The organism is Streptosporangium sp. NPDC023963, from assembly GCF_040639135.1.
Taxonomy (GTDB): domain Bacteria; phylum Actinomycetota; class Actinomycetes; order Streptosporangiales; family Streptosporangiaceae; genus Streptosporangium.
In genome coordinates this window covers 19,301-41,815 of the sequence record NZ_JBEZZK010000019.1, presented here as the reverse complement: position 1 = coordinate 41,815, position 22,515 = coordinate 19,301, and the positions used below count along the sequence as shown (strand labels likewise).

Genomic DNA, 22,515 nt, shown 5'->3' with positions numbered 1-22,515 from the left:
CCGAGATCGCGTACCTCCCGAGGACGAAGGGCCGGCGGGTCATCCCTGCGATGTACTCCCCGAGACCGTGAGCCCCCGTCACAACGGCCGATGCGGGACGGACGGGCAGACGTGACAATGTGCCGGTGGACACCGGTGAACGACCGCCGTGGTGGCGGCATGTGCTCGACCTGGACAGCCGGCTGGACAAGGTCCTCCCGGACCGGCACGGCGTCCGGGACACCCCGGGGCCGAAGGGCGACGGACCCTCGAGGCCGTCTCGCGGAGCACTCGCCGCCGACGCGGTGGTCGCGCTCGTCCTGACGGTCATCGCGGTGACCGTATCGGTGGAATACCCGGTGACCGGCCCTGTCGCGGATCAGCCCGAAGTGATCGAGTACTTGCGGCTCCGGCCTACCGTCTCACCCCACCCGCCGCTTCCTGATCTCCCGACGATTCCTGATCTGCCCTCGCTCCCCGATCTCCCCTCGATTCCTGATGCCCCGCCCGGTCACTCACCACCTCCTGACGGCCCGTCCCCACCCTCCGGCGACCCTTCCGGCAACGTGCCGGCCCAGCTCCTGCCCTACGTTCCGACCGCGTTCCTCGTGGTGCTGACGGCGTTGCCGCTGGCGGCGCGGCGCCGGTACCCGCTCATCACCTTCTGGGTGGTGCTGGCCGCGGCGCTGGCCACACACGCGGTCGCGACCTGGATCACCGTGCTGACCTGCGCTGTCGCCGCGTACGGCGCCGTCACCCACGGCCGTAACCGGTTCCTGGCGATGGGCGGCCTCGTGCTCGCGGCCGGGCTCGCCGGTGGCGCCTTCCGGGACGTCGCGCCCGGGCTGCCGGACTGGACGGTGCCGTTCGTCGTCCTGCTGAGCGTCGGCGTCTTCGGGAGCTTCGTCCGTTTCTGGCGGCGGCAGCTGGGAGCCAGCCGGCATCGGCTCGCCGAGCTGCAGCAGGCGCAGGCGAACGCCATGCGCAGAGCCGTCGCAGAGGAGCGCTCCCGGATCGCCGCCGAACTCCACGATGTGGTGACCCACAATGTCAGTGTGATGGTGATCCAGGCCGGCGCGGCCCGCAAGGTCATGGACGTGGAGCCGGAGCAGTCGAAGCAGGCCCTGCTCGCGATCGAGTCCGGCGGCCGGGCCGCCATGGCCGAACTGCGACATGTCATGGGCCTGCTCGCCGGCCCGGGCGGCGAGCGTCTCGACGGGCCTTCCGACGGGCTGGAACCCCAGCCCGGGCTCGACCAGCTCGACGCCCTGGTGGAACGGGTCCGCGCCGCCGGCGTGCCGGTGAGCGTCGAGGTGTCGTCGCCTGGACCGCTGCCTCCCGGGGTCGACCTCGCCGCCTACCGCGTCGTGCAGGAGGCCCTCACCAACACGATCAAGCACGCGGCCGGAGCCGCCGCGTCCGTGACGATCGGTCATGACGGCGACTGGCTGGAGATCGAGGCGACCGACACCGGCGGGACACGCAGCGCCGGGCCGCGGACCGGCGACGGCAGGGGGCTGATCGGGTTGCGCGAGCGGCTCGCCGTCTACGGGGGAACGCTGTACGCCGGACGGACGGCCGGGGGCGGATTCCAGCTCAAGGCCCGCGTCCCGTGGAGGACGACATGACCGAGCGGTTGCGCGCCGTCATCGCCGACGACCAGGCACTGGTACGCACGGGATTCCGCATGATCCTCGCCGCCGACGGCATCGAGGTGGCTGCCGAGGCGGCCAACGGGGACGAAGCCGTCGCCGCGGTCCGCCGTACCAGGCCCGACGTCGTGCTCATGGACATCCGGATGCCGCAGACGGACGGCCTCGAAGCCACCCGGCGGATCTTCGCGGGCGACGCCGGGGACACCCGCGTGCTGATCCTGACCACCTACGACCTCGACCACTACGTGTACGCCGCGCTCGCCGCGGGAGCGAGCGGGTTCCTGCTCAAGGACGTCACACCCGAACACCTGGTGGCCGCGGTACGCCTGGTGCGCTCGGGCGACGCCCTTCTCGCGCCTGTCATCACCCGCCGCCTGGTCGAACGTTTCGCCCGTCGCGACGACGTGAAGCCCGCCCTCCACCGTGATCTGTCCCAGCTGACGCCCCGGGAACTGGACGTGCTGCGCCTGCTCGCCACCGGACTGAGCAACGCCGAACTCGCCGACCGGCTGACCCTCAGCGTGGCCACGGTGAAGACCCACGTCGCGCGCATCCTGTCCAAGCTCGGCCTGCGTGACCGTGCCCAGGCGGTGGTGGTCGCCTACGAGACCGGTCTGATCTCCCCCGGCGGAATCCGTTAGGAGCCGTTGGGTGGGCGGGCTGCCGACGGCGTCCGGGCGGCAGCCCGCCCACCGGTGCGACGGTGTGCGTTCCGCCGCTCGTGCGGCGCCGCACGGCGATCTCGTTCTCCGGCTCGGCGCGCGGGTCCCGGTCGTGCGCGGGGCGGGCGGGCCGTCCGCGAGCGGGTCCCCGGCCCCGGGGTCACATGTCGACGATCTCGCAGATGACGGCGCCGGAGGCGATGGTCTGGCCCGCGGTGACGCCGAGGTTGGTGATCATGCCTGGTTTGTGGGCGGTGATGGCCTGCTCCATTTTCATGGCCTCGATGACCACCACGAGGTCGCCGGTGTCGACCAGGTCCCCGTCGATCCTGGCGACCATCGCGACGGTGGCCTGCATGGAGCTGACCAGCGCGTCTCCCCCCGCCGGCGCCTGCCTGGCCATGCCGCCGCCGCGCCGCGGCGTCCTGGGCGCCGGAGCCGGCGCGGCGGAGCCGAAGCCCGCGGGCAGCACCACCTCCAGCCGCCTGCCGCCGACCTCGATGAGCACCTTCTCGCGCGGTTGCGCCACCTCGATGTCGCCGGTTCCGGAGTGGGGCGGGATGGTGTTGTCGAACTCGGTCTCGATCCAGCGGGTGTGGACGGTGAAGGGTTCGGAGGTGAACGCCGGGTCCGCCACGATCGCGCGGTGGAAGGGCAGCACGGTCGGCATCCCCTCGATCTCCAGCTCCGCCAGCGCCCGCCGCGACCTTTCCAGGGCCGCCGCGCGGCTCTGCCCGGTCACGATGAGCTTGGCCACGAGCGAGTCGAAGGTCTGCGGCACCGTCTTCCCGGCCTCGTAGCCCGCGTCGAGGCGCACCCCGGGCCCCGACGGGGTGCTCATGCGCGTGATCGTGCCGGGGGCGGGCAGGAAGTTGCGGCCGGCGTCCTCGGCGTTGATGCGGAACTCGATCGAGTGGCCGCGCACCGCCGGGTCGGTGTAGCCCAGCGGCTCCCCGTCGGCGATGCGGAACATCTCCCGTACCAGGTCGATGCCCGTCACCTCCTCCGAGACCGGGTGCTCGACCTGCAGGCGGGTGTTGACCTCCAGGAAGGAGATCGTGCCGTCCTGGCCCACCAGGAACTCGCACGTGCCCGCCCCGACGTAGCCCGCCTCCTTCAGGATCGCCTTGGAGCTGGTGTAGAGCAGGTCCAGCTGCTCGGGCGACAGGAACGGGGCGGGCGCCTCCTCCACCAGCTTCTGGTGGCGGCGCTGCAGCGAGCAGTCGCGGGTGGACACCACGACCACGTCGCCGTACCTGTCGGCCAGGCACTGGGTCTCCACGTGCCGGGGACGGTCCAGGTAGCGCTCGACGAAGCACTCGCCCCTGCCGAACGCGGTGACGGCCTCCCGGACGGCGCTGTCGTACAGGTCCAGGATCTCCTCGATCGTCCTGGCGACCTTCAGCCCGCGCCCGCCGCCGCCGTACGCGGCCTTGATCGCGATCGGCAGTCCGTGCTCGCGCGCGAAGGCGACGACCTCCGCCGCGCCCTGTACGGGCTCCTTGGTGCCCGCCACCAGTGGCGCGCCCACCCTGGCCGCGATGTGCCTGGCCTGGACCTTGTCGCCCAGTGCCGCGATCGCCTCGGGGGGCGGCCCAATCCAGGTGAGCCCCGCGTCGATGACGGCGCGGGCGAAGTCGGCGTTCTCGGCCAGGAAGCCGTAGCCGGGATGGACCGCGTCGGCGCCGGACCGCGCGGCGATCCGCAGCAGCTTGGCGATGTTCAGGTACGTCTCCGACGGCGACTGACCGGCCAGCGCGTACGCCTCGTCCGCCATCCTGACGTGCAGCGCGTCCAGATCCTGCTCGGCGTAGACCGCCACGCTGCACAGCCCGGCATCCCTGCAGGCACGGGCCACCCTTACGGCGATCTCACCGCGATTGGCGATCAGGACCTTCCTCATCACGCGTTCCTCCGTGAACGTGGTGACCGACGACCTCGGGTGTGGCTCGGACTCCGCACCGCGCTCGGTCTCTGCGCCGTGCCCGGACTCCGTACTTCGCTCGATCTCTGTGCTTCGCCCGGTTCCCGGGCCGTGCCCGGTCCCCGCCGCCGCTCAGACTCTGTACGGCGCGCGTTCTCTGTAGCGCGCCTGCTCCCTGTAGTGCGCCCGGTCCCGGTGCTGCACGCGGTCGGAGCGCGCCGATATGGCGATGGCGGTGAGGATCAGCCCTTCACTGGCCATCCAGCGGCCGCGGAACCCGGTCAGCGGGCGGCCGAACACGCTGGGCCCGTTCACCAGCAGGCGCGCGTAGAAGGTGCCGCGCAGCGGGTCGAACGTCACCGTCGCGCTCTCGAAGTCCAGCCAGCGTCTGGTCAGCGGGAACCACGCCTTGTAGACGGACTCCTTGGCGCTGAAGAGCAGGCGGTCCCAGGACGGGCCCGGGTGATCCCGGTTCAGGGCCCGGATGGCCTCGCGCTCCTCGGGTTTGGAGATGGCCTCCAGCACCCCGCTGGCGATGCCCTTGTCGGGCTCCGCGTCGATGCCGATCGTGAGCCCCTCGCTGCTCGCGCCGACCACGGCCGCGCGGTAGCCCGTGCAGTGGGTGATGCTGCCGACGACGCCCTTGGGCCACTGGGGCTCGCCGCGCACGCCGGGCAGCACCTGCTGCGGGGGCAGGCCGAGCGCGCCCATGGCCTTCCTGGCGCACATCCGGGCCGTCGCGAACTCCGCGCGCTTCTGCGCCACGGACCTGCTGATCACCTCTGCTTCCGCGGGAAAGAGCATGGCATCGGCGTGGTCCTCGAAGGTGTCGGCAGCCATCGCCCATGGGGGCAGGATGTTCGCGATCAAAGCCTCGGCGTTCACAATTTCACTGTAGGGAGGCCCTCAACGCAGGAGAATCGCCACGACGCCCTTCTGGGGTCACGCAGAACTTGATCAGGGGGCGGACGGGGTCATCGTGTCGGTGTGATCAGCGAGGCGTCGATCGCCCGGTTGACGGCGTCGATGCGTGAGGCGGCCCCGAGCTTCACGAAGATGTTGCGCAGGTGGCGCTTGACCGTGGCCTCCGTGGTGTTCAGCCGGGAGGCGATCTGCCTGTTGCTGTACGCCTGGGCGACCAGTTCGAGCACCTCTCGCTCCTTGGTCGTCAGAACCTCGGTGCGCGCGGTCTCCATCTGGGCGAGGCTCTCCGGGGAGATGACCAGGATGAGGCGGTCGGGTTCGTAGTGCACGCTCCTGATCGCCGCGACGAGTTCGTAGCGGTGCACGGTCTTGAGCAGGTAGCCCCGGATGCCGGCGGACAGCAGTTGCCGCAGGAGATGCGGCCCGTCGTACATGCTCAGGATGATGATCTGGGTGGCCGGCGAGATCACGCGCGCCCGGGAGACGGTGTGCGTGACCGCGTCACCGGGGATCTCGACATCGAGCAGGAGCACGTCGGGGCGCTTCTGCGAGACCAGTTCCAGGGCGGTGAACGAGGTACCGGCCTCGCCCACGACCACCAGGTCCTCCTGCGCCTCCAGGATCTCTCGCACCCCCTCGCGGAACAGGGCGTGGTCGTCGACTATCGCTATTCTGATGGGGTGGTCACTCTTGATCATCGAAGGACCCCGGTAATGGCACGGCGAGATCGATTCGGGTGCCCCGTCCCACTTCGGTACTGATGGTGACCATGCCGCCGAGCAGGGCGGCGCGTTCCTGGATGGAGGCCAGCCCGAGGCTGTGATGTGCGGGACGACTGTTGACGTCGAAGCCGCAACCGTCGTCGATCACCGACGCCCGCAGCTCGTGCGGCGCGATGTCGACCCTGATGTAGATGGCCGACGGCCGGCCGTGCCTGAGCGCGTTGCGTATCGCCTCGCTCAGGATCAGCAGGCACTCCTCGCTGATGGCCGGCGTCGCCCAGACCTCGTCACCGTTGACCACCAGCTCCGCCGTCATGTCCTCGACGCCGATGGCCTCGAGATGCGCGAGCAGCGCCTTTTCCAAACTCTGTATCGGTTCGAGGGGGTGGAGGTCGGAGGTCAGTTGCCGTAATCGCCACATGGCCTCCTGGATGGCCTCCTGCACCCGCTCCATCTTGACCACCGCCTGGGCGGGGTCGCTGGTGCGGTACATGACGCAGAGTTCGGCCTGCCGGTGGGCGACGCTGAGGCTCTGCCCGATGCGGTCGTGCAGTTCCCTGGCGATGCGTCCGCGCTCGGCCACGTGCGCCTCATGCACCTTGCTGAGCAGGAAGCCCGCGTAACTGGTCGCGGCCTCCCGGATACGGAGCGAGACGGACTGCTCCAGCGTGGTGACCACGTTCCTGAGCAGCCGGTCAGTCTCGGAGTCGTCCTGGATCCACTTGCTCAGAATGGTGAAGGCCGCTCGGAAGAACACCGAGGCGGCCAGCAGGGACTCTTTCGGATGGACGCCTGTGGCTGCTCTGGTCAGGCCGATATCCCAGGACAGGAAGCGGAACGACTCGTCGGAGTGGGGAAGACCGTTGTCCAGGGCGGCGGCGATATCGGTCAGGATCTGATTGGCATTCGCCATGACCTGGGCTTTCGCCTGCTCGTCCTGGACGAGGACGCTGCCGACGACTTCCAGATCCTGTTCGTACTTGGCGAGGATATCCGCCCGGCACTCCTCGATAAGAGCTGCTGACGGACTCTGCGTGCGGGCTACTCCATCGTCGTCTTCCGCCATCCTGCCCCCTGCTTCCCTGCTGCCCCCTGCTGCGTTTCCGGGTTTTCCCCAGATGTTCACATCATGGTTCATGGATGGCGAGTAGGCAACCGACACCGGGTGAACAGGGCAGTCAAGCGGCAAAACCCGAGCCTAACTCAATTATCCCGGGCCCTTTACTGAATATCTCACAAATAGTCAGCATTTTTATATTGGAAGCAACTCGGCGGCGGCGAATGTGAGGCCGTCGCAATGCCGCGAAGCGCGAACCGCGCACCCGCGGCCGAGGCCGGGAGTGCGCAGTCCCTGATCAGCGGTCCCTGATCAGCGGTCCCTGATCAGCGGTCCCTGATCAGCGGTCCCTGATCAGACGTGCGGCGTGACGACGGCGGCCGCCTGCTTGCCGCCCCGCCTGAGGGCGACCCCGACCGCCGACAGGGCCGCGCCCACGGCGGAGGTGTCCACGCCGACCCCCCAGACCGTCGCCCCCCCGACCCGATACTCGGCGTAGACCGCGGCTCCCGTGAGCGCACCGCCGGCCGGGTCCACCTCTGCCGCGCGGTGCACGGTTCGTACGTCGATGCCCCAGGGGGCGAGCTTGGCGCCGATGGTCCTGGCGTCGTGCTCCCCCGCGCCGTCGAGGTGGAGTGTCGCGGCGACCCGCCCGCCGGCGATGTACGGCTCACCGACCGGGCCGTCGGAGGAGATGTACTCCTTCTCGAACAACTCCCAGACCTGTTCGGGCGAGAGCTCGCTGCCGAGCAGTTCCGCGCTCGACTGGACCACTGTCGCGAAGTCCTTCTGGAGCTCCTTCGGCAGCCGCATGCCGTACCAGGCGCTCATGATGTAGGCCACGCCGCTCTTGCCGGACTGGGTGGTGATCCGCACGATCGCCTCGTAGGTGCGTCCCACGTCCTTGGGGTCGACCGGCAGGTACGGCATCTGCCACGGCTGCTCGTCGATGCTCCCGCCGGCCTCGACCGCGCCGCGCTCGAGGTCGTCGAAGCCCTTCTTGATCGCGTCCTGGTGGGAGCCGGAGAAGGACGTGTAGACCAGCTCGCCCCCGTAGGGGTGCCTGGGGTGCACGGGGATCTCGTTGCACCACTCGACGGTGTCGCGGATCCTGTCGATGTCGGAGAAGTCGATGCCGGGGTCGACGCCGTGGCTGAACATGTTCATCCCCAGGGTCACGAGGCAGACGTTGCCCGCCCGCTCGCCGTTGCCGAACAGGCAGCCCTCGATGCGCTGGGCGCCGGCCAGGAGGGCGAGTTCGGCCGAGGCGACCCCGGTCCCCCGGTCGTTGTGCGGGTGGATGGACAGGCAGACGTGCTCCCGGCGCGACAGGTTCCGGTCGAGCCACTCGATCTGGTCGGCGAAGACCGAGGGCAGCGAACGCTCCACGGTCGTGGGGAAGTTCAGGATTATCGGCCGGTCGGAAGCGGGCTCCCACGCGTCCATGACGGCTTCACAGACCTCGAGGGAGAAGTCGGCCTCGGTCTCGTTGAACAACTCAGGGGAGTACTGGAACCGGAAATTGCCGCCACGGAGCTCTTTTTCGGCATATTTCTTCACGAGTTCCGTGCCCCGGACGGCCAGGTCCTTGCACTGCTCCCGGTCCATTCCGAACACCACGCGCCGGAACAGCGGGGCCGTCGCGTTGTAGAGGTGGAGCGTGGCCCTGGGCGCTCCCGACATGGAGCGGATGGTGCGCTCGATCAGTTCGTCGCGCGCCGGCACCAGAGCCGATATCCATACGTCGTCCGGGATCCGGTCCTCCTCGATGAGGAGGCGGACGAAGTCGTGGTCGTCCTGGCTCGCGACCGGGAATCCGATCTCGATCTCCTTGTAGCCGATGTCGACCAGAAGCTCGAACATCCGAAGCTTCCTCGCCGGGGACATCGGGTTGGCGAGTGACTGGTTACCGTCTCGGAGGTCGGTGGACAGCCAGCGCGGCGACGAACTAATCCGCCCGTCCGGCCACGTCCGATCGGGAAGAACGAGGGGAGTAAAATCGGAATAACGCTCTACAGGCCGGTTCGCGCCCATTCCCCAATCTCCTTCACTGAGATTATCCGACTGCCTCGGATGTTCACCATTACCAAATAGCCATTGAATTCCCCGGTCAAGACAAGTGGTCAGGAGTATTCCCGTCCCGCACCGAAGGATCACTTCGGGTATCGAAAGTTCGACCCGGTGCGCCCGTCTGACCGCTCCGGGGTGAAACATCGGATGTCTGTGCGGGGGTGCCGTGTGTGACACTAGGTCGAAACCTGGCGTCGATCTGCGACGACCCCTCTATCGGTAAGCGCTTGCCATGAATGCGTCCCGGGCGAGGGACACGACTGGAAACGATCACTCATCGATCTTCAGTTTGGCGGAAGGGCTGACAGTGATGACGACGAGCATCAGTTCCCCGACTGGGTTTCTCCCCCTCAGGCACACCGGGCTGTGCCTGGCCGAGGCCCGTCCCTCCGTGCAGTTCAACTTCCTGCTGCGCTTCCTCACCGGGGCGTCGCTGAGTTCCGCCGTCGCCGGCGAGGGCGACCTGGGCAGGACCGCGTGGGGCGCGCTGACATGGACGCTGGCCGTCTTCGCCGTCTATCTCTACAACGGCGTCACGGACGTGTGCGAGGACCGGCTCAACGGCTCGCGCCGGCCCATAGCCAGGGGCGAGCTACCGCCGGCCTTCGCCATCGCGGTCGCGGCCGGGGCCGCGGTAGCGGCCGTCGCGATCAGCGTGGCGCTGGGGCCGGTGAACGTGGGGATGGTCGCCTTCATGCTGGCCCTCGGCTACCTCTACTCCGGACCGCCCTTCCACCTCAAGCGCAGGACCAGCGGAACGGTCGCGATCGGGCTGACGGCCAGCATCCTGACCTACTACGCCGGCGCCCACGCCTACGCGGGGGGCATCGACCTCGGGACGCAGCTGATCGTGTTCGTCCTCGCCGCCTCGCTCTGGACCGGTCTCGTGGGTACGACGACCAAGGACCTGCCCGACCTGGAGGGCGACGCGGCGGCCGGCCGCGTGACGTTCGCCGTCGTGCACGGCGAGCGTGCGCTGCGGCTGGCCATCGTCGGCGTCTCGCTCGCCCTGCCCGCCGTCGTCGCCGGGGGGGTGCTGCTGCTGGGGGATCCGTCGCTGTACCCGCCGGCGGCCGCCATGTGCCTGGGCGGGCTGGCCGTCGCCCTGCTCTGCCGCGCCCCGATCCCGCCCGGGCCGCGCCGGCGGCGGCCGTACGCCGTCTTCATGGTCACCCAGTACGTGCTGCACGCCTGCGTGATCGTGCCGCAGGTGGTGCGTGACTGGCCGCTCCTCTGAGCGGCCGGTCACGCCGCTAGCGGCCGGCGGCCGGCCTGGCCGGGTGTGCCCCCTCGCGGGCGAGACCGGGAACGCGGCCGGGCTGGGCCGTCAGGTCCGGCGGCAGGTCCGAGCGCTGGGTGATGTTCAGCTTGCGGTACACGCGCGTCAGGTGCTGCTCGACGGTGCTCACCGTGATGAACAGCTTGGCGGCGATCTCACGGTTGGAGTAGCCCACCGTGGCCAGGCCGGCCACCCTGCGCTCGGCGTCGCTGAGGATGGCGACCACCCTGCTCGTCTCGCCGTCCCCGTCCTCCGCGCCGCCGTCGTCGGCGAGCGCCTGGCTCAGCGGGCGGGCACCGCACTCCTGGGCCAGGGCCCGCGCGCGGCTGGCGATGATGCCCGCCCTGCGGAACTCGCCCACGCCGTGATAGGCCTCGGTGAGGTCGATCAGCGACCTGGCCAGCTCGTAGCGGTCTCCGCACGCCTGCAGGTGCTCGGAGGCCTGGCGCAGGAACATCGGCCGGTGCCGCACCTCGCTGGTGGCGGCCAGCACCCGCAGCGCGACGCCGTCGGTGCGCTCCGAGCCGGCGCCCGACCGGCTCAGCTGCTCCTCGACCAGGTCGCGGGCCTCGTCGTGCCTGCCCAGCGCGATGAGGGCCTCGGCCACGTCCGTGCGCCAGGCGACGAACCCCGGGGCGTCCATCTTCCAGGCGGTCAGCAGCTCCCCGCAGAGCCGGAAGTCGCGCAACGCCGCCACCGGGTTGTCGACGGCGAGCTGGTAGCGGCCGCGGGCCTGCAGGAACCGCACGCCGCACCTGGTCTGCAGCATCGCCTCCGGGAACGCCTGGTTGAGCTGCGCGAGCGCCTCGTCGTAGCGTCCCATCGCGGTGGCGGCCAGCATGAGGGTGGCCGCCGGTCCGCCCACGGCCACACCCCAGCTGCCCGGCGGAATGATCTCCAGGGCCAGGCGGGCGTACGACGCGGCCTCCTCGAGCTCTCCCTGGCGCAGCGAGATCTCCGCCCGGATCGCGGTGAGACGCGCCCGGCGGGCGGGCGAGCCCCCGGAACGCAGCTCCCCGATCAGCGCGTCGCACCGCGGCGCCGCCCGGTTGGACCGCCCGGCGTACACGAGGGCGAGCAGCGCGCTCTCCACGGTGTCCATGGACATCTCGTCCAGGTTGGAGCCGCGCAGGATCCGCTCGGCCGTGGCCACGATGCGGTCGTGGGGACCGCCGGTGAGCACGCCGACCAGCGCGTTGATCGACTCCAGGCGCCGGCTCACCTGGAACGGCAGCACCGCCTCGCTGATGTTCTTGCCCGCCCAGCTGTTCATGTGGGACAGGAGCGGCGGCGCGGAGCAGCGCAGCCACATCCTGGTGCTCACGCCCTCGGCGACCGTGTGCGGGTCGGTGTCGCCGAACTCCGCCGTACGCTCCAGGACGTCGCAGGCGACGTCCATCCTGCCGTGCCACAGCAGCGCCCTGGCCAGGATGATCGCGTCACTGCCGCGCAGGCTCCCGTTGTGCAGCGCGTCGGTGAGCTCCTCCATGTGGCTGATCGGCGCCTTCGGGTCGATACGCCACTCGGCGCGCATCAACATGGTCGCGATCGACGTGCGCTCCTGGTCGTCCAGGCGGCCGCGCAGGGCGAGCTTGAGATAGTCGACGGCCGACTCGACCTCTCCGTCGGTCAGCCTGCGGCGGGCCGCCGACCGCAGCACGGACACGGCCCAGGGCGTGTCGGCGTCGTCGGCCTTGCTCAGCTGCTCGGCGATCGCCAGGTCGGAGGCGCCCTCGCCGTTCAGCAGCTCGGCCGCGCGCCGGTGCATGTACTGGCGCTTGTCGGCTCCGAGGTCGGCCAGGACCGCCTCCTCGCCCGCCTCGTGGTGGAACCGGCCGTCCTTCAGCAGCCCCGCCGTCTCCAGCCAGCGGATCGACAGGGGCACCGACGGCGTGTCCGCGCGGGCCAGCCGGTGGACGAGCGCCGGATCGTCGATCGCCGCCGCCCACCTGGCCACGTCCAGCAGGGGCGGATCGACGCGGTGCAGGCAGGACAGCACGGCCTCGCCGTACCTTTCCGCCGGCGCTCCCGTGCCGTTCCTCGCGAAGTCCTCGAGCAGCCCGGCCACGAGGATCGGGTTGCCGCCGCTGAGGTCGTGCCACTCCGGCGCCAGCCGCTCGGCCGTCTCGTGCCCCAGGTGCTCGCCCACCATGCTCAGCACGGCGCCGCGCGAGAGCGGATGCAGCCGGATGGCGGTGCAGTGCGGCTGTCTGATGATCTCGGTGGGAAAGAACCTGTCCGTCTGGTGGGGGTAGTCGGCGTGCCCGAACACCGTCATCACCGGCGACGATCTGGCCCGGCGCATGAAGTAGGACAGGCACATCTGCGAGGCGCGGTCGGAGTCGTGGACGTCGTCGACGACGATCACCAGCGGGAGCTGTTCCGCCAGCGACAGCAGCACCCCGCAGAGCCCCTCGACGACCTGGGTCTCCAGTCGCCCGCCGCCCTCGCGCAGGAGGTCCATCGCGCGCTCGCGCAGCCCCTCGCCCAGGGGGGCGTTGTGGAAGAGCTGTCCCAGCACGCCGAGCGGGAGGTCGCTCTCCCCCCGCGACGCCGTCGCCACGAGCGGGAGCGCTCCGCGGTCGTAGACCTGCTCGGCGAAGGCGTGCAGCAGCTCGCTCTTGCCGGTGGCGACCACTCCGGTCACCATCGCGACCCTGCTCCTCCCCTCGATCGTCTCGGTGAGCAGCCCCTGCAGGGAGCCCATCGCCGCGTCTCTCTCAAAGAACCCCATACCGAACACCCCTCACGAGAGTGAGAACGATTTCCCATGGTCCGCAAACCCGGTTCACGATTAATAAGCTACGCCGCCCCTTATAGACCCACAACGGGGTGACCCTTAATAGCATCCGGTCTACAACTTTCGATTCCCAGGCCGACCAAAAAAGCGCCGCGCCCGGATTTCAGGGGGCGCGGCGCACGGAATCGGGCGTCTGTTGTCCTTGATTATTCAGCGATCCTCGTCCTGGTCGTCCAGCGGTAGATCAACCCCTGGCAGTCGCCCTCGAGGTGGTAGTGCTCCTCGGTGCGCTCGAAATGCTCGTAACCGCTCCGATACTGGATCTTGACCTTTCCGTCGGCCCTGTCCAACCGTCGGGACCGGGCAGTCTCCGGAAAGTCGGCGGGTCCGCCGAGGAGAAAGACGTTGACATCGTACGGGCCGTGGTCGGAAATTGTGCAATCCGCGTGAACCTCTCGTGTCGAGCCGGGGGCTATAGTCACTGGCACCTCCATGGATTGACCTTTACAACATATTAAAAAACAGTTTTCCAGAAGGCACCCCCGACCGGCCCCTAGGACTAGGCGCTGTCGCGCGCGGTCCAGCGGAACGTCCTCAGGCACAGGAGCAGGCCGACGACGCACCACAGGCCCAGCGCCAGGGCCACCATCGGGAGCTCCCAGGTGCCGGCCGGTTCCAGGACCACCGCCTGCTCGGGCAGGAACACCGATCGCATGCCCTGGGTCATCCACTTGAGCGGGAAGATCGACGCGAAGATCTGCAGGATCCACGGCACGTCGGAGAAGGGGATGTAGACACCGGAGCAGAACTGCACGATGAGGAAGGGCAGCGTGATCACCGCGTTGGCCCCGCGCGTGGACTTCGGCAGGCTGCCGATCGCGATGCCCAGGAAGGTGCAGGCCATGCCGCCGAGGAGGAGGACCCAGGTGAACGTCAGCCACTGGTGGACGGTGGTGGGCAGGTTGATGCCGAACATCAGCACCCCGACCGCGATCAGGAGGATGACCTCGGCGATCATGCACACCAGGACCTGGATGATCTTCCCGCCGAAGTAGGCCGTACGCGGCATGGGCATGCCGTACAGCCTCTTGAGCGTCCCGTCGTGGCGCTCCAGCGTGATGTTGATGCCCAGGTTCTGGAAGGACGTGCCCATGATGCCGGCGCCGATCATGCCGGCGGTGAGGATCTGGGCACCCGTGACGCCGGGCAGTCCCTGCCTGCTGCTCGACATGGCGCCCAGCAGCATCAGCATGATCGCCGGGAGCGAGAAGATGACGATGAACTGGCTCTTCGTGCGGAAGAAGCCCTTGAGCTCCATCGCGCCGCGTTTCAGGGTCAGCCGGCCGGCGCTGGGCAGTCGCACCGCCTGCACCGGTCGGATGTCGGGTGGTTGCGTCGGTTGCATCGGCAACGTGGTTGTCACAACTGTTCTCCGATAAGGCCTAGGTAGGTGTCTTCGAGAGTCGGCCGCCTGACGGTCAGGTCGGGGATCTCCCCGTCGAACTGCGCGATGAGCTCCGCGACGACCTTCGTGGGCGTCGGGGTCTTCACGCGGCGTTCCCCGTCCGGGGTGGACCAGCTGACCGTCGCGTCCGCCTCGGCGCGGCCGGCCAGCGTGGCCGGCTCGCCGATCGCGACGACCCTGCCTCTCGCGATCACCCCCACCCGGTCGGCCAGCGCCTCGGCCTCGTCGAGGTAGTGCGTGGTCAGCACGATGGTGGTGCCCTCGTCGGACAGCAGCGAGATCAGGCCCCAGAACTGGCGGCGGGCCTCGGGGTCGAATCCGGTGGTCGGCTCGTCCAGGAAGAGGAGCTCGGGGTTGCCCACGACGCCCAGGGCCACGTCGACCCTGCGCCGCTGGCCGCCGGAAAGGTGGCGGATGTGGGCGTCCGCCTTGCCGGACAGGCCCACCAGCTCGATCACCGAGTCCGGGTCGCGCGGGCGCGGGAAGTAGCTCGCGAAATGGTGCACCGTCTCGCGGACGGTGAACTCGGCCGCGTCGGTGGCCGACTGCAGCACGATTCCGAGCTTGGACCGCCACAGGCGGCCGGCCCGGCCCGGGTCCTCGCCGAGCACGCTGACCTCACCGCCGTCCCGGCGGCGGTGCCCTTCCAGAATCTCGACAGTGGTCGTCTTGCCGGCGCCGTTGGGGCCCAGGAGCGCGAAGACCTCACCCCGGGCGATGTCCAGGTCGATGCCGTCGACGGCGGATACGTCGCCGTATTTCTTACGCAGCTCACGTACACGTACTGCTGTGTCGCTCATGCTCCATAGGGTTCGAGATTGGCAGGATTTGCGATATTCATCCTTCGGAACCCCGTATCTACTCCCTTCGATACCCCTACGGCGATCCGTGCCTGCTCAACGGCCTGATTCGCCGCCTCCGCCGATGGAACCCCGACTGTGACGGCGAACCCCCATCAACCGTTCGGTGGATTACGAAGGCCCGGTGGAGCGGGGATTCTCGACACATGACAGTCATCGAGATCAACGGCCTGCAGAAGAGTTACGGGACACACAAGGCACTGGACGACGTCACCCTGACGGTCGAGCGAGGCGAGATCTTCGGCATTCTCGGCCCCAACGGAGCCGGCAAGACCACCGTGGTGGAGTGCGCGTCCGGGCTGCGCAGGCCCGACGGCGGCACCCTGCGCGTGCTCGGCATGGACCCGCAGACGCAGCGGCGCGAGCTGCTCCAGCGCATCGGCACCCAGCTGCAGGAAGCCGCCCTGCCCGACGCCATCAGGGTCGGCGAGGCGCTGAGGATGTACGCCTCCTTCTATGACAGGCCCGCCGACTGGAACGCCCTGATGGAGGAGTGGGGGCTGACCGAGAAGAAGCGTGCCCGCTTCTCGGGGCTGTCCGGTGGCTGGAAGCAGCGCCTTTTCATCGCGCTGGCCCTGATCGGCAACCCCGAGGTCGTCTTCCTCGACGAGCTGACCACCGGCCTGGACCCCTCCGCCCGCCGGATGACCTGGAACCTGATCCGCGCCATGCGCGACCGCGGCGTCACCGTCGTGCTGGTCACCCACTTCATGGACGAGGCGGACGCCCTCTGCGACCGCATCGCCGTCATCGACCAGGGGCGCGTCGTCCACCAGGGCAGCCCCGGCGAGCTCCTCACCAGGGACTCCTCCGGCTCCCTCGACGACGCCTACTTCGCACTCATCGAGAGGACCGTGTAATGAAGGGTCTCGGCAACGTCATCGCGATCGAGCTCAAACTGGCCATGCGCGACCCGATGGCCGCCTTCTTCGCCGTGGCCTTCCCCCTGGTCATCCTGTGGATCAAGATGCGCAACGGCGGCTCGCTGCCCAGCGGGCTGCCCATCATCGAGGCCATCGTCCCGATGCTCAGCGTCTTCGTCATCGGCATGGCCTCCCTGGTCGTCCTGCCGGCCACGCTGGCCCAGTACCGTGAACGCCGCGTGCTCAAGCGGCTGCGCGCCACCCCGGCCGCCCCCACCATGATCTTCGGTGCCCAGTGGGTCGCGCACATGCTGCTGGCCGTGCTCGGCGGCCTCCTGCTCGCCGTCGTCGGCCTGGTCGCCTACGGCATGAGCGGGCCGGCCGACCCGGTCGGTCTCGTCCTCGCCTGGGTCCTCGGCGCCCTCAGCCTCGGCTCCATCGGGCTGCTCATCGGCGCCCTGGTGCCCAGCGGCCGCGCCGCCACGGTGATCGGGCTGGCCGCCTTCTTCCCCATGGTCTTCGTCTCCGGCGCCATGAGCGCCCGCGAGACGCTGCCGGAGTCGATGCGCTCCGTCGGCGACTTCACCCCCATGGCCCCCGCCGTCCAGGCCGTCCGCGCCGCGTGGGAGGGCCAGCCCGCGTCTCCGCTCACCCTGGCCGTGCTGGTCGCGATCACCATCGTCGCCGGCGGGTTCGCGCTGAAGGCGTTCCGCTGGTGACGACCATCGAGCCCAACGTCTCGCGATGGGACCGCGCCTGGCCGGCCCTGCCGTACCTCTTCATCCTGCTGCCCACCGTCTTCGCCCTGCTGCGGGACTGGCGGCCGGACGTGGTGGTCCTGGCGGTGTGCACCGGGGTCTGGCACTGGTTCATGGTCTCATCGCGATTCAGCCGGATCGAGCGGCCGGTGGTGGCGATCGTCTACTTCGTCGTGATGCTCGCCTTCATCGCGGCACTGATCAGGATCGACCCGGTGTTCACGGTGGCCGGCCCCGGCGCGTTCATCCAGGCCTTCACCCTGCTCCGCGGATGGACGGCCTACCTGGGGGTGGCCGCCACGGCCGCCGTCCTGGTCGGTGTCCGCCCCGAGTCCCGGCCGCCGACGGAGCTGATCTTCTCCTTCCTCGTCGCCGTCCTGATCGCCTCGACCGTCGGCCTGTTCATCCAGACCATCTCGAAGCAGAACCAGCAGCGCAAGGTGATGATCGCGCAGCTGAAGGCGACCGGCACCAAGCTGGCCGCCATGGCGGAGGAGAACTCGAACCTGCAGGCACAGCTGCTGACCCGGGCCCGCGAGGCGGGCGTGCTCAGCGAGCGCCAGCGGATGGCCAGGGAGATCCACGACACGATCGCCCAGGGGCTGACCGCCATCCTCACCCAGCTCGAGGTCGCCGAGAACGTCATCGACGACGTGCCCGCCGCCCGCTCCAGGCTGAACACGGTACGCGCGCTGGCCAGGGACAGCCTCAACGAGGCTCGCCGGTCGGTGCTGGCGATGCGTCCCGCCCCGCTGGAGGAGGCCCAGCTCGCGACCGCTCTGGAGGACGTCGCGGCCACCTGGTCGCAGACGTCGGGCGTGCCGGTCCCGGTGTCGGTCACCGGCGACGCCAGGCCGCTGCACGCCGAGGTGGAGATGACCCTGCTGCGGGTGGCCCAGGAGGCCCTGGCCAACGTCGGCAAGCACGCCTCGGCCAGCAGGGTCGCCGTCACCCTGTCATACATGGAGGATGTGGTGGTGCTCGACGTACGCGACGACGGATCCGGGTTCGACCCCAAGGCGGTGGAACCGTCCATCGCGGGTGGATTCGGGCTCGTCGCGATGCGTCAGCGCGTCACCCGGCTGGCCGGGGACTTCGAGATCGAGACCGCTCTCGGCCAGGGAACGGGTGTCTCTGCTACGGTGCCCGCCATCACCGCCGACTCCAGAAATGCGTGAGGCATGCCGATTCGTATCATCGTCGTGGACGATCACCCGGTCGTCCGCGACGGGTTGCGCGAGATCTTCTCCACCGACGAGGCCTTCGAGGTCGTCGGCGAGGCGGCCGACGGGCCGGAGGCTCTCGTCCTGACACGCCAGACCAACCCCGATCTCGTGCTGATGGACCTGCGGATGCCGAAGATGAGCGGCACCGAGCTGATCCGCCGCCTGCGCCAGCAGACACCGGACATCAAGGTGCTGGTCCTGACCACGTTCGACAACGACGCGGACGTGCTGCCCGCCATCGAGCAGGGCGCCACCGGCTACCTGCTCAAGGACACCCCGCGCGTCGAGCTGCTCCGCGCCGCGCAGGCGGCCGCCCGCGGCGAGACGGTGCTGTCCCCCACCGTGGCAGGACTGCTCATGCAGAAGGTGCGCGCGCCCGAACAGCAGACGCTGAGCCGGCGAGAGCTCGAGGTGCTCGGGCTGATCGCCCGCGGCGCCACCAATCGCGAGGCCGCCGCGAAGCTGTTCATCACCGAGGCGACGGTCAAGACGCACCTGCTGCACATCTTCTCCAAACTCGGCGTGAACGACCGGGCCGCGGCGGTGGCGACGGCCTACGAGACCGGGCTGCTCAAACGGGCCTCCGAGACCTGACTTAAGGGCGCCTAGGGGTGGGCCGTCCCGGCCGGTGCTCCGTAGCGTGAACGTGTCTGCCCTGTTCATGCGAGTGGACACCCCCGGGACGAATGGAGATGGTCCATGAACACGCTTGCGCTGGCTGACCCTCGTACCGAGCTGGCGACCGTCGGAGGCAAGGGCGAGTCCCTCGCCCGCCTGGCTCGGGCCGGGCTGCCGGTTCCACCGGGCTTCCACGTCACCACCGCCGCCTACCGCGCCTTCGTGACCCATCACGACCTGCGGGAACGGATCCTGTCCTGCGACGCGGCGGAGACCGCCGCCCTGTTCGCCGCCCACGAGATGCCGCGGGACATCGCCGACGACATCCGGGCCGCCTACCGCGAGATGGGTGACGAGCCGGCGGTGGCCGTACGATCGTCGGCGACCGCCGAGGATCTGCCCGGGATGTCGTTCGCGGGGCAGCAGGACACCTACCTCAACATCAGCGGCGCCGAGCGGGTCCTGGACGCGGTCAGGCGCTGCTGGGCCTCGCTGTGGACCGAGCGGGCCATCGCCTACCGCGAGCGCAACGGCGTCCCCCACGACGAGGTGGCCCTCGCCGTCGTCGTCCAGGAGCTCGTGCCCGCCGACGCGGCGGGCGTGATGTTCACCGAGGACCGCGATCACCTGAGCATTAACGCCGCGTGGGGGCTGGGCGAGGCGATCGTCGGCGGGCTGGTCACGCCCGACACGATCACGCTCGACCGCGCCGACCACACGATCGTCGAGGAGCACATCGCGGCCAAGACCGTGATGACCGTCCGCGTACCCGAGGGCACCCGCGAGGTGCCGGTGCCGGAGACCGGGCGCGACCTGCCCGTGCTGTCGCGGGCGCAGGCCGTACGGCTCGCCGAGCTGGGGATGGCGATCGAGGAGCTGTACGGCCACGCCGTCGACGTCGAGTGGGCCGTCCACGAGGGCCGGCCGTACATCCTTCAGGCCAGGCCCATCACCGGGCAGCGCGAGGTGTGGAACGACTCGCTCAAGGGCGACTACCTGTGGACCAACGGCAACCTGGGCGAGGCGATCCCCAGCGTGATGACACCGTGCACCTGGTCGCTCGTGCAGGCGTTCATCAGCGAGATCATGGTCGCCGGGCACCTCGGCGGCCACCCCCAGTGCGGCAACATCGGCGGCCGGGTCTACATGAACATGAGCCTGACCGCCTCGCTCGGCAGGGCCCTGGGCATGACCAAGAAGATCAGGGACACCCAGGAGCCGGTGTACGGGCGGCTGCCGGAGGGGGTCGAGACGCCGCTGCTGCCGATGTCGCGGTGGCAGACCCTCAAGGCGGCCAAGCCGCTGCTGGGAGGCCGCCGCGCCATCCAGCAGCTCGTGGGCGGGATCCCCGAGTACGTCGCGTCCGCGCCCCGGACCACCGAGGCCATCCGTACCAGGATCGCCGGGACCGCCACCGGCGCGGACCTCGCCGCGCTCTGGGAGAGCGAGGTGGAGCCGAGGTTCCGCGAGTGCAACCGCATGCTCGCCGCCGCCGCCCGCCAGGACGCCGGTTCGCTCATCTACCTCGGCTCGCAGCTGACCAAGCTCGTCGGGGAGGCCGACGCCGCCGTGCTGATGTCCGGGATCCAGGCCGCGGACGGCCGGCTGGAGAGCCTCGGCCCGCTGCTCGGCCTGGCGCGGTTCAAGCGCGGCGAGATCTCCCGCGAGGAGTACGTCCGCAAGTACGGCCACCGGGGCCCGGACGAGTTCGAGGTCTCCGTGGCCCGGCCGGTCGAGGACCCCGCCTGGCTCGACAGGCAGATCGCCGGGCTCACGGTCGACCCGACCGAGCTGCTGACCCGCCAGGACGAGGCGAGCGACGCCGCCTGGCGCAGGTTCCGCGAGCGGTATCCGAGGCAGGCCGAGAAGTTCCGCCGCAAGATCGACCGCTGGGAGGAGATCGTCCGCGCCCGCGAGGAGACCCGCTCGGAGATGATGCGCGGCTTCTGGATGGTGCGCGGCTTCGTCGTGCGGGCCGGCGAGGTGACCGGGTACGGCGACGACCTGTTCTTCCTGACGATCGAGGAGATCCTGGACGTGCTGCGCGGTTCGCGCCGCCCGCTCTCGCAGGTGGCCAAGCGCCGGGCGACCTACGAGCTGTACAGGTCGCTCCCGCCGTACCCGGGCATCATCCGCGGCCGATTCGATCCGGAGCGCTGGGCGGCCGACCCGAACCGCCGCGGCGACGTGTTCGACGCCGGCGCGACGGTGGCGCCCCCCTCGCAGACCATCAGCGGCTTCCCCGGCGCGGCGGGCGTGGTCGAGGGCATCGCCCGGGTGATCTCCTCCGTGGCGGACGGCGACCGGCTCGCGGAGGGCGAGATCCTGGTGACGACCGTGACCAACGTGGGCTGGACGCTGCTGTTCCCGCGCGCCGCCGCGGTGGTCACCGACGTCGGCGCGCCGCTGTCGCACGCGGCCATCGTGGCGCGCGAGCTGGGCATCCCGGCCGTCGTCGGCACCAGGAACGCCACCATGCTGATCCGGGACGGCGACCTGATCCGGGTCGACGGCGGCCAGGGCAGCGTCGAGGTCGTCCGGGTGCCGGCGGTGGTCTGACCGGCGCGGAGAAGGCCGCGGTCCCGTCGGGACCGCGGCCTTCTCGTGTCTTCCCTGCTGTCTTACCTAGGCCCTCTCTGTGGGCTTGTCGCCGGATCGTCCTCCCTGCCGTCTCGGAGGATCAGCGGGTCGCGGTGAGCATCCGCATCCCGAGCGGGAGCTCGACCAGCTTGCCGGGGATCAGGTCCGCGCTCTCCAGCAGCGTCCGGTACTCCTCCTCGGTCCGCTCCCGCCCGCCGGTCATCACCATCATGTGCAGGTCGTAGGCGAGCGGCAGGTGACTGTCGGCGGAGACGACGCGTTCGATGATCAGTAGTTCCGCCCCCGTCTCCATCGCCCCGGCGCAGTTGCGCAGCAGCCGGACGCACCGGTCGTCGTCCCAGTCGTGCAGGATGCGGGAGAGCAGGTAGACGTCCCCGCCCTCCGGGACGGACTCGAACAGGTCGCCGCCGACCAGCTCGCACCGGTCCAGCACCTCCATCCGGTCCAGGTGGGCGGGCGCCTTCGCGACGACCCCGGGCACGTCGAACAGGATTCCCCGGGCCTCCGGGTGGTCCCGCAGGATGGTGCCGAGCAGGGCGCCGGTGCCGCCCGCCAGGTCCACCACGGTCCGGGCGCCGGAGAAGTCGTGCGCCATGGGGACCTCGCGGAAGAACGCGGCGCCCGCCGCCATGCCGGCGTTGAAGACGGAGGCCCTGCCGGGATGGCCCGTCAGGTGCGCGAAGACGGGCTTGCCGAAGACGTGCTCGAAGGCCGTCTCACCGGTGCGCAGGGTGTGCGGCAGCCCGCGCCACGCGGCGCCGAAGTAGTCCTCGCCGTAGAGCGCGGCGAGCGGGCCCAGCTCGTCGCGGCCCAGCAGGGCGCCCATCGGGGTGAGGCCGTACCTGCCGTCCTCGTCGGTGTCGACCAGGCCGACCCCCGCCAGCAGGCGGAGCAGGCGGCCGAGCGCGCCGGGGTGCGCGCCGACCGTTTCCGCGATCTCACAGGGGAACAGGCGGCGTTCCGCGATCGTGTCGGCGACCCCGAGCCGGACGGCGGCGAAGGTCGCCTCCGCCACCCATCCGCCGGTGAGGATCCTCATGAGCTCGTGTTCCATCATCGAATACCTCCGGCGTGGAATCCCCCGGCTCCAGCCGCGGGGAGGAAGTCAAGGT

Annotated in this window: 18 protein-coding genes; 8 read left to right on the top strand and 10 right to left on the bottom strand. The window is 69.8% G+C overall.

The window, feature by feature from the left end; translation table 11 throughout:
• The first annotated feature begins 545 nt into the window (after positions 1 to 545).
• The gene (locus tag AB0F88_RS37300; protein WP_362695520.1) at positions 546 to 1,607 is read left to right on the top strand and encodes a histidine kinase; all 1,062 of its coding nucleotides are present in this window, start codon (positions 546 to 548) and stop codon (positions 1,605 to 1,607) included.
• Entirely contained in the window at positions 1,604 to 2,275 is a 672-nt protein-coding gene (locus tag AB0F88_RS37295; RefSeq protein ID WP_362695518.1) for a response regulator transcription factor, read from the top strand. The genes AB0F88_RS37300 and AB0F88_RS37295 overlap by 4 nt, the downstream gene beginning before the upstream one ends.
• Before the next feature lie 181 nt (positions 2,276 to 2,456).
• Here the strand turns inward: AB0F88_RS37295 and AB0F88_RS37290 are convergent, their stop codons facing one another.
• The 5 genes from AB0F88_RS37290 to AB0F88_RS37270 all read right to left on the bottom strand — a co-directional run bounded on the left by AB0F88_RS37290 (position 2,457) and on the right by AB0F88_RS37270 (position 8,957).
• On the bottom strand, positions 2,457 to 4,199 hold the full coding sequence (locus AB0F88_RS37290; protein WP_362695516.1) for a biotin carboxylase N-terminal domain-containing protein: 1,743 nt from the start codon (positions 4,197 to 4,199) through the stop codon (positions 2,457 to 2,459).
• A 153-nt stretch (positions 4,200 to 4,352) separates the two neighbouring features.
• Entirely contained in the window at positions 4,353 to 5,105 is a 753-nt protein-coding gene (locus AB0F88_RS37285; protein WP_362695514.1) for a 4'-phosphopantetheinyl transferase superfamily protein, read from the bottom strand.
• 89 nt (positions 5,106 to 5,194) lie between these two features.
• Positions 5,195 to 5,842 (bottom strand): response regulator transcription factor, encoded by a 648-nt coding sequence (locus AB0F88_RS37280; RefSeq protein WP_362695512.1) that lies wholly within the window; start codon positions 5,840 to 5,842, stop codon positions 5,195 to 5,197.
• Positions 5,829 to 6,932, bottom strand: coding sequence for a sensor histidine kinase (locus tag AB0F88_RS37275; RefSeq protein WP_362695510.1), 1,104 nt, complete (start codon positions 6,930 to 6,932; stop codon positions 5,829 to 5,831). The genes AB0F88_RS37280 and AB0F88_RS37275 overlap by 14 nt, the downstream gene beginning before the upstream one ends.
• A 345-nt stretch (positions 6,933 to 7,277) precedes the next feature.
• Positions 7,278 to 8,957 (bottom strand): 2-isopropylmalate synthase, encoded by a 1,680-nt coding sequence (locus AB0F88_RS37270; protein ID WP_362695508.1) that lies wholly within the window; start codon positions 8,955 to 8,957, stop codon positions 7,278 to 7,280.
• 346 nt (positions 8,958 to 9,303) lie between these two features.
• Here AB0F88_RS37270 and AB0F88_RS37265 point away from each other — a divergent pair, with 346 nt between their 5' ends.
• Positions 9,304 to 10,230, top strand: a complete 927-nt coding sequence (locus AB0F88_RS37265) for a UbiA family prenyltransferase (RefSeq protein ID WP_362695506.1) — start codon at positions 9,304 to 9,306, stop codon at positions 10,228 to 10,230.
• A 16-nt stretch (positions 10,231 to 10,246) separates the two neighbouring features.
• On the opposite strand, the gene AB0F88_RS37260 is transcribed toward AB0F88_RS37265, so the two are convergent.
• The 4 genes from AB0F88_RS37260 to AB0F88_RS37245 all read right to left on the bottom strand — a co-directional run bounded on the left by AB0F88_RS37260 (position 10,247) and on the right by AB0F88_RS37245 (position 15,277).
• The gene (locus tag AB0F88_RS37260) at positions 10,247 to 13,006 is read right to left on the bottom strand and encodes an AAA family ATPase (RefSeq protein WP_362695504.1); all 2,760 of its coding nucleotides are present in this window, start codon (positions 13,004 to 13,006) and stop codon (positions 10,247 to 10,249) included.
• A gap of 212 nt (positions 13,007 to 13,218) precedes the next feature.
• On the bottom strand, positions 13,219 to 13,506 hold the full coding sequence (locus AB0F88_RS37255) for a DUF5988 family protein (protein ID WP_362695502.1): 288 nt from the start codon (positions 13,504 to 13,506) through the stop codon (positions 13,219 to 13,221).
• Positions 13,507 to 13,571: 65 nt separating this feature from the next.
• Entirely contained in the window at positions 13,572 to 14,375 is an 804-nt protein-coding gene (locus AB0F88_RS37250; protein WP_362695500.1) for an ABC transporter permease, read from the bottom strand.
• A 56-nt stretch (positions 14,376 to 14,431) separates the two neighbouring features.
• A complete protein-coding gene (locus AB0F88_RS37245) occupies positions 14,432 to 15,277 on the bottom strand; it encodes an ABC transporter ATP-binding protein (RefSeq protein ID WP_362695498.1) in 846 nt (281 codons plus the stop codon).
• Between the two features lie 206 nt (positions 15,278 to 15,483).
• Between AB0F88_RS37245 and AB0F88_RS37240 the strand changes: the two genes are divergently transcribed.
• The 5 genes from AB0F88_RS37240 to AB0F88_RS37220 all read left to right on the top strand — a co-directional run bounded on the left by AB0F88_RS37240 (position 15,484) and on the right by AB0F88_RS37220 (position 21,361).
• Entirely contained in the window at positions 15,484 to 16,197 is a 714-nt protein-coding gene (locus AB0F88_RS37240; RefSeq protein WP_362695497.1) for an ABC transporter ATP-binding protein, read from the top strand.
• Positions 16,197 to 16,919, top strand: coding sequence for an ABC transporter permease (locus AB0F88_RS37235; RefSeq protein ID WP_362695496.1), 723 nt, complete (start codon positions 16,197 to 16,199; stop codon positions 16,917 to 16,919). The genes AB0F88_RS37240 and AB0F88_RS37235 overlap by 1 nt, the downstream gene beginning before the upstream one ends.
• Positions 16,916 to 18,136 carry a sensor histidine kinase gene (locus AB0F88_RS37230; protein WP_362695494.1) on the top strand — a complete coding sequence of 407 codons (1,221 nt, stop codon included), beginning with the start codon at positions 16,916 to 16,918 and terminating at the stop codon, positions 18,134 to 18,136. The genes AB0F88_RS37235 and AB0F88_RS37230 overlap by 4 nt, the downstream gene beginning before the upstream one ends.
• Before the next feature lie 3 nt (positions 18,137 to 18,139).
• A complete protein-coding gene (locus AB0F88_RS37225; RefSeq protein WP_362695492.1) occupies positions 18,140 to 18,778 on the top strand; it encodes a response regulator transcription factor in 639 nt (212 codons plus the stop codon).
• A gap of 105 nt (positions 18,779 to 18,883) precedes the next feature.
• Positions 18,884 to 21,361, top strand: a complete 2,478-nt coding sequence (locus AB0F88_RS37220) for a PEP/pyruvate-binding domain-containing protein (RefSeq protein WP_362695490.1) — start codon at positions 18,884 to 18,886, stop codon at positions 21,359 to 21,361.
• A 121-nt stretch (positions 21,362 to 21,482) separates the two neighbouring features.
• On the opposite strand, the gene AB0F88_RS37215 is transcribed toward AB0F88_RS37220, so the two are convergent.
• On the bottom strand, positions 21,483 to 22,457 hold the full coding sequence (locus AB0F88_RS37215; RefSeq protein ID WP_362695488.1) for a methyltransferase: 975 nt from the start codon (positions 22,455 to 22,457) through the stop codon (positions 21,483 to 21,485).
• Positions 22,458 to 22,515 lie beyond the last annotated feature (58 nt).

Excerpts from the sequence above, each read along its gene's own strand:
- AB0F88_RS37245 (WP_362695498.1), bottom strand. The coding sequence starts at position 15,277 with ATGAGCGACACAGCAGTACGTGTACGTGAGCTGCGTAAGAAATACGGC.
- AB0F88_RS37215 (WP_362695488.1), bottom strand. The coding sequence starts at position 22,457 with ATGGAACACGAGCTCATGAGGATCCTCACCGGCGGATGGGTGGCGGAG.
- AB0F88_RS37225 (WP_362695492.1), top strand. The coding sequence starts at position 18,140 with ATGCCGATTCGTATCATCGTCGTGGACGATCACCCGGTCGTCCGCGAC.
- AB0F88_RS37280 (WP_362695512.1), bottom strand. The coding sequence starts at position 5,842 with ATGATCAAGAGTGACCACCCCATCAGAATAGCGATAGTCGACGACCAC.
- AB0F88_RS37240 (WP_362695497.1), top strand. The coding sequence starts at position 15,484 with ATGACAGTCATCGAGATCAACGGCCTGCAGAAGAGTTACGGGACACAC.
- AB0F88_RS37270 (WP_362695508.1), bottom strand. The coding sequence starts at position 8,957 with ATGGGCGCGAACCGGCCTGTAGAGCGTTATTCCGATTTTACTCCCCTC.
- AB0F88_RS37260 (WP_362695504.1), bottom strand. The coding sequence starts at position 13,006 with ATGGGGTTCTTTGAGAGAGACGCGGCGATGGGCTCCCTGCAGGGGCTG.
- AB0F88_RS37235 (WP_362695496.1), top strand. The coding sequence starts at position 16,197 with ATGAAGGGTCTCGGCAACGTCATCGCGATCGAGCTCAAACTGGCCATG.
- AB0F88_RS37265 (WP_362695506.1), top strand. The coding sequence starts at position 9,304 with ATGACGACGAGCATCAGTTCCCCGACTGGGTTTCTCCCCCTCAGGCAC.
- AB0F88_RS37220 (WP_362695490.1), top strand. The coding sequence starts at position 18,884 with ATGAACACGCTTGCGCTGGCTGACCCTCGTACCGAGCTGGCGACCGTC.
- AB0F88_RS37255 (WP_362695502.1), bottom strand. The coding sequence starts at position 13,506 with ATGGAGGTGCCAGTGACTATAGCCCCCGGCTCGACACGAGAGGTTCAC.
- AB0F88_RS37290 (WP_362695516.1), bottom strand. The coding sequence starts at position 4,199 with ATGAGGAAGGTCCTGATCGCCAATCGCGGTGAGATCGCCGTAAGGGTG.
- AB0F88_RS37275 (WP_362695510.1), bottom strand. The coding sequence starts at position 6,932 with ATGGCGGAAGACGACGATGGAGTAGCCCGCACGCAGAGTCCGTCAGCA.
- AB0F88_RS37295 (WP_362695518.1), top strand. The coding sequence starts at position 1,604 with ATGACCGAGCGGTTGCGCGCCGTCATCGCCGACGACCAGGCACTGGTA.